Annotated in this window: 13 protein-coding genes, 1 tRNA gene and 2 pseudogenes; 5 read left to right on the top strand and 11 right to left on the bottom strand. The window is 37.5% G+C overall.

What is annotated here, in order from left to right; genetic code table 11:
- Positions 1-448 precede the first annotated feature (448 nt).
- The 7 genes from MA_RS21570 to MA_RS21540 all read right to left on the bottom strand — a co-directional run bounded on the left by MA_RS21570 (position 449) and on the right by MA_RS21540 (position 6,353).
- The gene (locus MA_RS21570) at positions 449-682 is read right to left on the bottom strand and encodes a hypothetical protein (protein WP_011024022.1); all 234 of its coding nucleotides are present in this window, start codon (positions 680-682) and stop codon (positions 449-451) included.
- A gap of 319 nt (positions 683-1,001) precedes the next feature.
- Complete coding sequence (gene istB, locus MA_RS21560) at positions 1,002-1,775, bottom strand: IS21-like element ISMac3 family helper ATPase IstB (protein ID WP_011020063.1); 774 nt, start codon at positions 1,773-1,775, stop codon at positions 1,002-1,004.
- Positions 1,772-3,016, bottom strand: a complete 1,245-nt coding sequence (gene istA / locus MA_RS21555) for an IS21-like element ISMac3 family transposase (RefSeq protein ID WP_011020064.1) — start codon at positions 3,014-3,016, stop codon at positions 1,772-1,774. The genes istB and istA overlap by 4 nt, the downstream gene beginning before the upstream one ends.
- Before the next feature lie 679 nt (positions 3,017-3,695).
- Positions 3,696-5,126, bottom strand: coding sequence for a hypothetical protein (locus tag MA_RS21550; RefSeq protein WP_011024021.1), 1,431 nt, complete (start codon positions 5,124-5,126; stop codon positions 3,696-3,698).
- Between the two features lie 386 nt (positions 5,127-5,512).
- Positions 5,513-5,758 (bottom strand): hypothetical protein, encoded by a 246-nt coding sequence (locus MA_RS21545; protein WP_048065904.1) that lies wholly within the window; start codon positions 5,756-5,758, stop codon positions 5,513-5,515.
- Between the two features lie 13 nt (positions 5,759-5,771).
- Positions 5,772-5,903: a hypothetical protein gene (locus MA_RS29575; protein WP_282679178.1), complete on the bottom strand. Its 132-nt coding sequence runs from the start codon at positions 5,901-5,903 to the stop codon at positions 5,772-5,774.
- 12 nt (positions 5,904-5,915) lie between these two features.
- Positions 5,916-6,353, bottom strand: a complete 438-nt coding sequence (locus MA_RS21540) for a hypothetical protein (RefSeq protein ID WP_011024019.1) — start codon at positions 6,351-6,353, stop codon at positions 5,916-5,918.
- 711 nt (positions 6,354-7,064) lie between these two features.
- Here MA_RS21540 and MA_RS21535 point away from each other — a divergent pair.
- The 3 genes and pseudogenes from MA_RS21535 to MA_RS21530 all read left to right on the top strand — a co-directional run bounded on the left by MA_RS21535 (position 7,065) and on the right by MA_RS21530 (position 8,367).
- Complete coding sequence (locus MA_RS21535) at positions 7,065-7,298, top strand: hypothetical protein (RefSeq protein ID WP_226990682.1); 234 nt, start codon at positions 7,065-7,067, stop codon at positions 7,296-7,298.
- Positions 7,299-7,470: 172 nt separating this feature from the next.
- A pseudogene (locus MA_RS29035) lies at positions 7,471-7,704 on the top strand (phage integrase N-terminal SAM-like domain-containing protein); the annotation flags it as partial.
- A 54-nt stretch (positions 7,705-7,758) separates the two neighbouring features.
- Positions 7,759-8,367 carry a tyrosine-type recombinase/integrase gene (locus MA_RS21530; RefSeq protein ID WP_226990905.1) on the top strand — a complete coding sequence of 203 codons (609 nt, stop codon included), beginning with the start codon at positions 7,759-7,761 and terminating at the stop codon, positions 8,365-8,367.
- 232 nt (positions 8,368-8,599) lie between these two features.
- On the opposite strand, the gene MA_RS21525 is transcribed toward MA_RS21530, so the two are convergent.
- Together MA_RS21525 and MA_RS21520 are read right to left on the bottom strand one after the other, a co-directional pair.
- Positions 8,600-8,842: a type II toxin-antitoxin system HicA family toxin gene (locus MA_RS21525; protein ID WP_011024016.1), complete on the bottom strand. Its 243-nt coding sequence runs from the start codon at positions 8,840-8,842 to the stop codon at positions 8,600-8,602.
- Positions 8,843-9,061 carry a type II toxin-antitoxin system HicB family antitoxin gene (locus MA_RS21520; protein WP_011024015.1) on the bottom strand — a complete coding sequence of 73 codons (219 nt, stop codon included), beginning with the start codon at positions 9,059-9,061 and terminating at the stop codon, positions 8,843-8,845.
- A 146-nt stretch (positions 9,062-9,207) separates the two neighbouring features.
- Here MA_RS21520 and MA_RS21515 point away from each other — a divergent pair, with 146 nt between their 5' ends.
- A complete protein-coding gene (locus MA_RS21515; protein ID WP_011024014.1) occupies positions 9,208-9,579 on the top strand; it encodes a tyrosine-type recombinase/integrase in 372 nt (123 codons plus the stop codon).
- Positions 9,580-9,695: 116 nt separating this feature from the next.
- Here the strand turns inward: MA_RS21515 and MA_RS21510 are convergent.
- Both MA_RS21510 and MA_RS21505 read right to left on the bottom strand, forming a co-directional pair.
- A tRNA-Glu gene (locus tag MA_RS21510) sits at positions 9,696-9,770 on the bottom strand.
- 244 nt (positions 9,771-10,014) lie between these two features.
- A pseudogene (locus tag MA_RS21505) lies at positions 10,015-11,076 on the bottom strand (proteasome-activating nucleotidase); the annotation flags it as partial.
- A gap of 69 nt (positions 11,077-11,145) precedes the next feature.
- Here MA_RS21505 and MA_RS21500 point away from each other — a divergent pair.
- Positions 11,146-12,432: a transposase gene (locus MA_RS21500; protein ID WP_011021010.1), complete on the top strand. Its 1,287-nt coding sequence runs from the start codon at positions 11,146-11,148 to the stop codon at positions 12,430-12,432.
- The last annotated feature ends 62 nt before the right edge of the window (positions 12,433-12,494 follow it).

The following is a 12,494-nucleotide window of genomic DNA, read 5'->3' as shown; positions in this document are numbered from 1 at the left end:
AAAAATAAAAATATACTAGTACATCGATTCCAAATTATGGGAAGAATTGGACTTTGAAATCAGCACTGGTCAATGTTTTTTCTATGAGAAAACCACAAGCGGACAAGAATAAACACGAATTGAAAATATTTGTGTTCACTTGTTTTTATTCATGGTTTATTGAGGATATATGGAATCGATGTACTAGCATTACCTTAAAAAGAAATAATATAATATATATGTAAGTAATATTCATATATAGAGTAAGAACACAAGAATATATATATATACAGAAATTCATATTTTTTAGTATGCTCCAACTCGATAAAGAATCAAAGGCACTTGTGATCTGTATAATTGTACTCATTATATACACATTATTCAAGGGATATTCTGTAGGATTTATACAGTTGGGCTGAAAAACAATTTCGTTAAACCTTCCATTGTCTAATAAAAAAGGAAAAAGAAATTAGAGCTCAGGAATCTTGCGACGCAGGTTATAATATTTCTTGTCAGAAAAACCCGCGAGCTTGCAGGCTTCTTTCAAATTAATTCTTTCACGGTCCCGGATCTCATGAACAAGATTAACCAGTTCACGAGCCTTTTGAATCTCCGGGTCTTCGCTATCCGTATTTTTTTGAAGTATCACAGACGTATCACAGCTTTCCTGTATCACACCAGTATCATAGTTTTCCTGTATCACATCAGTACTCTGGATCTAGACCTCGACTTGGCTCCCGGGAAAGTCCTGGTCTTGTCAGTCTAAGTGCCGTTGGAATGGAAGCTCCGTTGGAAATGGAAGGAAAGTCCTGGTCCTGGCCTGCAGACCGGGAAAGTGGGCAAGGAAAGTGAAGTGGAAGTGAAGCTTCCTTGGAAGGCCTTCCTCCGGATCCAAGACTACAGCTGCAAGGTAGAGTTCCTTCCAGTGTCAAGGGCGGTTAACTTTTTTCCATTTTGGGCGGTTTAGAATTTGCCAACCTTTTAATATAAATTTTACTCAATTTTTCATAAACTTTTAGAAATTACTGGCATATATTTCCTGTTTTTATTCCCTGTTTCTTCCTTTCTTTCAGCCTGTAACTTTCCCCTTTGATGTTAATCGTAGTTGAATGGTGGAGAATCCTATCAAGTACAGCAGCCGCTATTACATGGTCCTTGAATATCTCTCCCCATTCTCCATATGATTTATTTGATGTCAAGATCGTTGAACTCTTTTCATACCGTCTTGAGATCAGCTGAAATAGGCAGTGAGCTCCTTCTTCGTCAAATGGGAGATACCCTATTTCGTCAATTATCAGCACTTTATATTTCATCAAGTCCCTTAGTTTCTTTTCAAGCATTCCTTCTCGATTTGCTATTTTCAACTTCTCGATAAGGTTTCCTGTATTGGTAAAGTAAACCGAAATCCCTGCTTTTGCTACTTCAATCCCAAGAGCGATTGCAAGATGAGACTTTCCAACTCCGGGAGGACCAAGGAAAACGACATTCTCTGAATTATGAACAAATCTCAAGGTTGCAAGGTCTTCGATTGCTTTTTTATCAATGGATTTCTGAAATTCAAAATCGAATTCCTCAAGAGTCTTTTTAACGGGAAAAACTGCACTTTTCATCCTTCTCTCAATTGCAACAGCTTCTCTGTGTTTCTTTTCCTGTTCAAACAAGTAATCAAGGACTTCCATTGTTGTCTTGTTGTCCCTTGCAGCAATTTCAAGGTAGTTATCCAGAAGCTCTTCGATAGAATTAAGTTTCAGGTATTGCAGGTTATTGTGAAGTCTCTCATAGGTGAAGTTGTTCATTCAAAACCACCTTCACTAAATATTTCATAGACATCAAGAGACCTTTTTTCAACTTCGGGATCTGAGAACTTCAACGGGATCTGTGAATCTTTTTTGCATTTTGAGTTCTCTTTAAGAATCTCACTCAGGAGACCCTGGAAATGTTCCTTTTTCCTTGAAACTCTGCAGTTTCCAGGAAGGATTTCATGTTCACAGACTTTCTCATAATCAACATAGACCTCGAATATTCCTTCAAGGATCTGAAGCTCTGCAGTTCTCCCTGCAAACCTGTAAGGAACAGAATACTTATTTCCAAGGAACGAAATATAACAGTCTCTGGAGACCTTTCTGGTCTCCTTATGGACAACTTTGTAAGGAGGAACCTGATCCAGAGGGCTCAGTTTCTCCTCCTTAAAGCGTTCAAGAGGGATTTGATAGGTTGTTCCGTGGACAGTTGAATTTACCCTTTCCAACCATCTGTGAACTTGGGCGTTCAGGTCTTCGAGAGAGGTAAACCTTCTTCCAAGGAAGAAATCCCTCTTGACGAAACCGACTGTATTTTCAATTTTCCCTTTTGTCTGAGGCCTGTAAGGCCTGCATAACCGTGGAATAAAACCAAAGCATTTGAAGAACTCCTCAAACTGTGGGTTCCATTCGGAATCTGATGATTTTAAGGCTCTTTTGATAACAACCTGTTTCATGTTATCATAGAGGATCTCCTGTGTAAATCCTCCAAAGTACTCAAAAGCGTTCAGATGACACTGAATAAGAGTGGGAGTGTCTATGCTCAGTGTAAATTCAACATATCTCATTCTGGAATATCCAAGAATCATGTTGAAGCAAAAGAGTTTCTTTACCTTTCCATCAACCTCAACTGTTCCCATCTCTGCCCAGTCAACCTGAGCCTGTACACCTGGTTTTGTTTCATAGCGGAGTACAGCAGGGACTCCCTGTTTAGGTCGGACTTCTCTTACGAAGTCCTTGACTATGGTTTTTCCTCCATCAAAACCCATTTCTTTGATTTCCCTATAAAGGCGAACAGCAGTATAAGGACCTTCTTTGAGTTTTTCTTGTATGTAAGGTTTGAAAGGATCAAGTTTACTCGGTTTTGGCGGACGTTTCTGAGGTTCTGGGGCAGTTTTCTTTTTAAGATATTTCCTCACAGTTTCCCTAGCATAACCTGTTCTTCTAGAGATCTCACTGATGCTGAAGCCTTGTGAATACAAATCTCGTATCAATAGCCATTCCTCCGTTTTCAGCATTATCTACAATCCTCGAACTTTTCACAAGGATTGAGAATTGGAAGTTTTTAAACCGCCGAAATTGGAAGATTCTTAACCGCCCTTGACATCCAGGAATTTCTTTCAGGAAGAAATGCATAGATAGTAAGACGATTGCACGCAAAAAAACATAAAAAATAAGATCAGTTACACTAATTTTAGATTAAAATGGGGCTTGAATCCCGGAGTACCTCGTTTTATCCTATGTGTCAGAAAACATGATCGTTCTATCTCATATAAGAATAAACTTGTTTCCTCCTGCTGGTAGCAGGATGAATGCAAAAAAACATAAAGAAACACATATGCACGTTTTAAGAGTGTCTATTGATAGTGTTTTTTAAGGAAATTTTTGAAAGGCTATTTTCCGGAAAATAATGTTAAATGTAGATTTTTCATAGATCAAATAATCTTAGAAGAAGTATAAGCCCAACAGCTGCTATATTTATTTGAAAAATCAATTTATAAGGAATGGTTTCCTTTGGAAAAAATCCCCGCAAAACCGATGACAATAAGCGATATGTCAAAATTAAACCATTTGACACAAAATAGTTGAACTGGATCTTCTATTACTTTTTATCGCTTTAGCTTGATACTGGGTTTATTAAGTGGTGCTTAAAAGAACAAATCGTTACCAAACCCCAACGTTTTATCTATCAATAGATCACCTAAGCTCATTAATAATGACCATTTTTAATGCTAGAAATATATTTTCCAATTTAACATAGCCGTTATCATGATCTTGTTTACAATCAATGAATTTTTGTTTTGTTCTATCGCAGTAAATTGGATCACTATGGAAACAACCTCCACGATGAGCTGTGCAATTTCTACGCCTGTACCAAATGCTTACACTCCCATCTTGCAGTATATTGGCTAAATTGCTAAAGTTATAAGAGATATAGGTTTGTCTAATAAGTTCAGTAACTAATTCTTCAGCGTCATCTCGAATAAATCTTGGCTTACCTTTCCTATTCTCAATTTGGTTACCATGAATATCAAGCAATGGTTGTCCTATATAATTTTTTGAGCGTGCAATCGTTTCTAAAAGGTTCCAACATCTGAAAATCTGAAAATCTGGTCTTTCTTCACGCAAAATATCAGTATAAAGTGACAGATATAATTGATATTGGGAATTGTTTCTAATTTTATTCATTCGCTGTCTAATTTGTTGAGGAATTTCACCAGATAGCATTCCGCCTACTAAGTTACCTCTATATGAGGGAATTGGGATAGTGGAAAGAGTTTTACCCTCTGCCAAATCTATGACTATTATACCGAAAATTGAACCATAGCTTGAACGTTGAATTGACAATAAATCCGATAAAGACTTAACTTCTTGTCCTATTAGCTTGGTAGCTTCCTCAATCGAAGGAGCAATAACCTTGGGAAAATCAGCGACAAAAACTGGCTGAGCGTTCAGAAATTGATCCTTTTTAGTCTTATCACACAAATGTTCTAAATTTAAATTAATCCCTTTAATAGATGAAAGAATTTTGTTGATTTCATCAAAATATGGTAAATAACCTGATGGAATAATTTGATAACGATCAAGTTTCATTTGTGTTTTAAGTAAACAGTCTTTAACAAAAACAAGGCCTCTGTATTCTTTCATGCCTTCTTCCTGTGACGAACATCCAAAACCACTTAAGAACTCTTCATTTCTTTTTTTAATTATTTCATTATATTTTATGGATAATTCTTGAGGTGTATGAGGAGTTTCATCGACTACTCTTATCTCAAATAATACAAGATCAAAATCATTAACGTTAGTATACATTGGATAAGAAATTGGTTGAGTCATAGGGTTATAAAATTTTAATTGACTAAGACCGTAAAATCCCTTTTTTAGAGAATTTTTTAAGTTGCATTTAAATTTAACAATGTTATCTTCTTGTGAAATTCTACTATCCTCTGTAAAATACCAATTTGTGTAATCGTCATCTATCTTAAATATGCTATATCTGACATTCGTGCAATCGTTAGGATTAAAATCACGTATAATAATTTCTAGATATTCTCCATCAACAATTGAACAACTAAAGGCCATTATATTTAATTTTGAAATCGAAATATTATCAGTGTACTCGTCCATAAATACCCCATCCTCTTTTAAACGTATTAGCCTATCAATTCAACCAGATCTTACTATGTTAGGACTTACGTGGTTGAACTGAGAAATCAATAGCATTAAACCCTTAACTGTATAAAACACAAATTTAACCATGAAGCCTATTGAATTTGATTTTGTACCTCAAATGCGTAAATCCTATATGTATAAGAACTCTATATAGCTTTCTTATTTTTTCGATAAGATCTTATGAATAACTAAAAGCCTCTTTGATGAAGCATAGGTAGAGTACCTTGGTCTCTGTAAATTTGCTCTGTGGATTATGCACAGGTTTTACCTTAAAACCTGTGTATGTAGGAAAGAGAAAAAGGAAGGAAGCATCTGTATTCACTCATTAGCCATTCCTCCATTTATTGAAAAATTCTTCCCACGAAAGAACCGGAGCAGATTTTAAAGCCCGTTCCGCTAAGGTACTCTAAGGGCTGTCTGCCTTTGGAGTCTTCCGGGGCCTGGGCCTGCAGGGATCTTCCCGGAAAGACTGCTGAAGCTGCCGATTGGAAGGCCTTCCTCCAGATCCAGGAAAAGAAAGTAGGAAGGCAAAGGAAGTGAAGCTTCCCTGGAAGGCCTTCCTCCGGATCCAGACCTGCAAGTTTCATTTTCAAGGGCTGTTTATCCTCTCTTTGTCCTTCTCTTATGCCCTCCGATATATCCGGCTTTACTTTTCTTCATCCGTTCTTTTTCGTCATTACAAGGGTTTTCTTGAGTTCCAGGGACGTTTATTTTTTTCCAGTTTATTGCCATTTTCTATCCCCGTCATATGTAATAATAAAAATATGCACTCATAAACAGCATGCCTAACAAAAAACTGAACCCTATAGACCATATCTGAAAAGTACTGATGCCTGCAATATAATGAGGCCAGGTCTTTTGTTTCGGGGCTGTTAATTTCCGGATCCTGGCATCCAGGCTAGAAATTAACCTATCCTTTTCCTCAATCCAGCTTGAGAGCTCTGAGATCTGCCTTACCTTTGCTTCTGTCCTGCTATTTGCAGCTAATATTTTATTTTCCATTTGTTTTATCTGCTCATCAAAGTTGGAGTCTCCATCTTCTTCCAGCAGTTTTTCAAAACCCTTAACTATCGCCTCAGTTGTCTTGTATCCTGTAGCTTCGATTTTCTGATACAAATTCATTGGAATTTCCGCATTGATCCGCTTTTTTTCATCGATAACGGTTGACATCTCTGTACTCATGTAACCTCTTTATGTATTTGGTCTGTATGGTCGATAGATATTGATTTTTCTATGTATGAAATGTTAAAGTCTGTAATTGATATACAACGTCAACCGATTCAGATTTCCGGTTATACAAAAAAACCACTTTTCCTGATATCGATTTCCTCATATCTCATATAAATATTGCCAGAATTAAAGACAATTAGGTATTCTCAAATCGTTGTCGGCTTCTTCCTTGTCCTCGGTTGATTAAGAGCCGGGGGGTTTGCCGTCGCGAGCGAATTTTTTTGTTTGCTTTAGTTGTCTTGTTTATTTTTGTCCTTGCCTTCTTTGCTTGTTTGACTGCTTCAGCATTCACTTTTTTTTGGTTTGAAGATATTCCAGCTGCTTGCAGTCTGTCTCTTGATACCTATTAGTCCGCCTATATCATTTTGGCTTAAACCCTGGTCCTGCAGGCTTTGGTATGGTCTTTGCAGCAATAGGGTTTTCGAGCTACATCTATATGCATTTGTAAATTATTATATGTATAGTGGTTCTCTATGACTTTGCACAGTAGAAAATGTAAGTTATATATATTACACCTAATACATATATAAAATATGTCAAGTATTTATCTAGATCAAGAATCTCTCAAACTGCTTGACTCGGTTACTGGACCGTTCAAACAGTTTAAAAGTAATTCAGAAGCCATAAGATTTGCTATAAAAAAGATGTATGGAGTTTCTCAAAATGAACCTAATTGAAGAAATTAAAGCAAGTGATAAAACAATGCTTATACTCGCGCTTTCTGCATTAGCTGGATTTGCAATAATGAAGGTATCTGCCGGATTCGACACAGGTGTATATATCGGTCTTGGAATTGCCCTTACCTCCGCAGCGTTGGCAGTTTATCACAGGACGAAAAATAAAAAAGTTAAAGCCGACCTTCAGCAAAGTGATATAAAGCCAGTGAAAATTAGCTAATCTGCTATCTTTATCTTATCTTTTTTTAAAAACATATCCTGAGAGCAATATTTAGAGACCTGATATAAACCTGCAAATTTACACGTATATTCTCTTTATTTTTAACCGTCATTTTTTATTTTAGTTAATAGCGTAATATTTGAAATATTTGTTTTACTATTTTTGATTCATTATGTCTTCAGAAATACTATCATCTTTTTCTTTAGATTGTAGTTGTAGGGGTTTTTCTTCCAGAACTGTAGATTATTATGTTAGCTGTATTCGGTATTTTTTGGAATTGCATTCTATAGATTCTGATTATGATGATTTGAAACGTTTTCTTGTTCATATCAGGGATGAAAAAAAGTATAGTGCTTCTACATGTAATGGGTATTTTTCGAGTTTGAATACTTTTTATGATTATCTGGTTTTCGAGGGTAGGATTGATAAAAATCTTGTTCCTTCATTTCGAAAGCGCTATATGCGTACTTATAAGAAGTTTTATGAAAGTGAATCTAGAAAATTGATTTCTGTTGAGGATATGGCTCTTCTTGTAGATGAGCCGGATGAACTTGTTTATAGGACCATTATTCTCTTCCTGGCTAAAACTGGCCTCCGGAGAAATGAGCTTATTACTCTGGACCGTGAGGACTTGGATCTTGACGGGTTGACAGTTTACCTTAAGCCTACGGCTAAAAGGTCTAACAGGACAGTGTTCTTTGACCTTGAGACTAAGGCCTTTTTAGAAGCTTATCTTAGTGAAAGGTCAGATAATGAAAAAGCTCTGTTTGTAGGGCTTCAGAATGGCTGTAGAATCAATAGAAATGTTATCTATAATGTTATTACCAGATCTGCTGAAAAAAACGGCCTTCATGTTCCTGGTGGTCATCTGGATCAGAAGTTTACTACCCACTGTACAAGACATTGGTTTACTACCTGGTTGAGGCGTTCAGGTATGGATATTTCCTTTATCAAAAAGTTACGCGGTGATTCGATGAATGAAGCTGTCGATATTTATAATCACATCGAATTGGATGAATTGAAGGCAGATTATTTAAAATGTATTCCGCAACTTGGAGTTAAACCTTAGCCTTTTTGTGTATCCTCTTCAAATTCAGGGGTAGCAACGTGAATTCCACGGGTTTGAGCGAAATTAAATTAATTGGATGAGATGTGGAATCACGTGTATGCACCCTATTTAAGCCGCAAACTTTACGAATTTATCGTTTAAGTATTTGTTCGGCTGGAAAATTTACCGCTAATTTTGAAGAGGATACGAAATCTTTGTATCCGGGGTTGTGATGCCCTAACTTTTTTATTTTTTAGAAAAGAATAAGTCTATTTATCAATTCAATCCATTCATTCCGTGTAATTTTTGCATCTTTTATTATTTTATTGATCATTCCACTTCCGATTTTTTCTGTCGGGTGCATTGGGACTATAGTGGTCCTTCCATCTGGATGCCGTAAAAATAAGTGACTACCCTTCTGCCTTATCTGCTCGAAACCTATATTTTCAAGTGCTTTTACAACTTTTTTTGCAGGAAGAGGTAATATTTTACTCATTCAAACCTCAACTTTAACTTTCTGTATTCCGATGAAATCAAGATGACTTTCTTCCTCTTTCTCGGCTTCAACTTCAAGGTAAAGTTCTATTGCCTCTTTTATTCTTCTGTTTAATTCGTCAAGCGTTTCAGCTTGTGTATGGCATCCTGGAAGTTCTGGAACTGAAGCCACGTAAATTCCATTTTCGTCCTGTTCGATTAAGACGGTAAACTCTTTCATTAGGTTTTGCCCCTTTTGGTTTTTAACTTTTTTATTAGATATATTTCAATGACTTTATTTATAGCTGTGTAGCATTCTCTTTCTACAGCAGACTTGGTTAATCTGGATCTTCAAGGCTTTCCTTTGGTTAGAGAATATAACTGTTAATGTTAGAGAATATAACTGTTAATGATACTGTTTTTATGTGCATCTGTTCAGGTAATGAAAAAGCTTTGTTTGTAGGGCTTCAGAATGGTCGTAGAATCAATAGAAATGTTATCTATACTGTTATTACCAGGTCTGCTGAAAAAAACGGCCTTCATGTTCCTGGTGGTCATCTGGATCAGAAGTTTACTACCCGCTGTACAAGACATTGGTTTACTACCTGGTTGAGGCGTTCAGGTATGGATATTTCCTTTATCAAAAAGTTACGCGGTGATTCGATGAATGAAGCTGTCGATATTTATAATCACATCGAATTGGATGAGTTGAAGGCAGCTTATTTAAAATGTATTCCCCAACTTGGAGTTAAACCTTAGCCCTTTTGTGTTAAAAAATTGGCTCCTGCAGCTGCCAGATGCTAGAGTTAAATTTATATAAAAAAAATATTTTCGGCATCTAAAGGATTATCCTTTTTGAGAAAAAAAGGTATGTATGCTCCGATGGGGATTTGAACCCCAGTCGCAGGAGTGAGAGTCCTGAATGATTGGCCGAGCTACACTATCGGAGCCTTTCGTTATTATATAAAACATTACTATTATGCTTTGCCTCTCAGGCAGCATATCTTCAAGTAATTTATAAAATATAAACCTTTCGACTGCTTTTTAAAAAAATTTGAAGCAACCGGGAGGGTGTTTACCTTTCCCGGCAGAGAACTATAGGATAAATTCCTTCTGTTCAATGGTTGCTTGCTTATCGTTTTTAGTTTGGCAGACCAGGTGATGACAGTTTCAAAAGCTACTTCTAAATGGTGATTATACGAACATGGCCTGAGGAATGGTGGGTTCCTGCACGTTTACGACCTTTTCGTAAGCTTTCATGAAGTCCGCCATGGTAATCTCTTTGCCGCGCCTGCGCAGGACAAAGATCCCGGCTTCTTTGACAATTACGCTGATCTCTGCTCCGCTCTTTCCTGTCAGAACCTTTGCAAGCTTCTCAAAGTCCACATCATCGGCAAGTTTCATCTTACGGGTGTGGATCTTCAGGATCTCAACCCTGCCCTTCTCGTCAGGAAGTGGGACTTCAATCGACCTGTCAAACCTGCCGGGCCTGAGAAGGGCGGGGTCAAGCAAGTCAATCCTGTTGGTTGCCGCAACTACTTTTACATTGCCTTTCGGGTCAAAGCCGTCCATCTCGGCAAGGAGCTGAAGCATTGTCCTGTTTACCTCGGCTGAACCGCTGGTCCCGTCATATGTTCTCATACTGCCTACTGCATCGATTTCGTCTATGAAGAGGATGCTTGGGGACTTGTCCCTTGCAAGCTGGAAGATGTCCTTGACGAGCCTTGAGCCTTCTCCGACGAACTTCTGGACGAGATCGGAACCTGACATCCGGATGAAGGTGGCTTTTGCCTGAGAGGCTATGGCTTTTGCAATCAGGGTCTTTCCCGTACCCGGAGCGCCGTGGAGCAGGACACCGGAAGGTGGTTCGATTCCCAGATCCTCGAAAAGCTCGGGTTCGGTAAGCGGGAGTTCCACGCTTTCCCGGACTTCCTGGAGCACGTCATCAAGCCCGCCAATCATGCTGTAGTCCACACCTGGGGAGTTGATCAGCTCCATAACCTGGGCTCTCACATCGGCAGCCCTGCTTACTATGGAGATAATCGAGTAAGCTCCGTTTACGGCAACCCTCATTCCGGGCTCTATTTTTCCGAGGCACTCTTCCGGGATCTGCGTGAGGACTTCCTGGTTGTTGCCGTGCTGCCTGATAAGGGCAATTTCCCCGTTTACCTCAAGGATGGTGGCAATGAAAAGTGGAGGTTCGGTAAGCTGTTCCAGGTGAGCTTTTAATTTATGAGACTTTTTATTATTTTCTGGTTTTTCGTTTTCCCTCTATATCGTGCAAAACAATAAAATTTTAATTATATTGATATATTTTTTCTATTTATGGGAAAAGGAAACATTGCAATAGATAAATCAATGATAAAAACGATAGTTGACGGCAAAATAATAATTCCTTTGCCAAAAGTTTTGGTTGGAAATCGATACTATCCCATGTTCTCTATATTCTCCCCTACTCAGTGTGATAGTTGTGGAAGTAAATTACATGTTAACTCTCATCACACTCGTTTTATTATATCACGTTACGGCACTATATCTCTCAATGTTACATACTGGCTTTGTCCCACTTGTAAGAAACATTATCATGATCAGGTTATTGGTGTTCAGGGTTCTGCAAATTACAGTTCTGAATATTATGATACACAAATAAATGTCAGATACGATGGACGATGCAGTCTGCACAATTCTCGGCGAATTGGGGAAACATATACAGAAGGAGTAATAAATGTCTGTGGAAGAGCTCCTTGTCCCACTTCATTGTGGTTATATGAACAGAAACTAGCAAAACTTTCAAAGCAAGAACTTTTGAACCAAGGAGTTAGCTTTGAAGAAACATTGTATGTTGATGGGAATTGGATCAAGAATGGATGGAAAAAAAAGCTTGAAGAATTTATTGGAACGAAACTCACAAAGAAAGAATGGAAAAAAATGCGATATAAATCTGTTTACGTTGTTGCTACCAAAGAGAAGGTCATTTTAGATTTTGAAGTAACTGAGAGGTTACCAACAATTGAGGCTCTGATGCCTCTTTTTATACGAATAAAGAACCGATTTCCTGAAGATAAAATCAAAAAGATTGTTTCTGATGAGGATAAAGCGATCATTGGAGCCGTAAAAATGGTCTTTCCTGAAGTGACTCATTCTTTTTGTGTGTTTCATCAATTAAAAAACGTTAGTAAGAGGTATTATGAGGAATTCAGTTCTATTGAAGAGATTCCAGATAACGATAAGATTACCTACAATGAGATATCTCAATTGATACTTTCTGATACGGTTATCAGTGCTGTTGCGCATATTCAGAAGATACGAGAATTTAACTCTGATCTTGAACTTTCTGAAGCGTCTCATAAAGCGATTTCTTATGCCGAAGAGATTTTCAGCAAGAATGTGAGCTTCTTGAAAAAAGGTTTTACACCTGAGACAGATAATACAATGGAACAGATATTTTCTTTGATATGTGATATAGTAGACAAAGCGAGGTCATTCAAAACCAATAATGGACTAACTAATTTTTGTTACAATCTATTTACTTTTTTCAACAAACGGTGTTTCAGCACTGGAAAATGGAAAGGTTTCTCACCTTTAATGAGAGCAAGATTCCAATATGGATAATGCTAGAATTGGAGAATAATTAGTTCTTAAACTTGATGGCTTATAGCTGTAGCTGTCGGAAA

Source organism: Methanosarcina acetivorans C2A (assembly GCF_000007345.1).
GTDB classification, from domain to species: Archaea; Halobacteriota; Methanosarcinia; order Methanosarcinales; family Methanosarcinaceae; genus Methanosarcina; species Methanosarcina acetivorans.
This window is presented reverse-complemented; position numbering and strand designations above follow the sequence as displayed.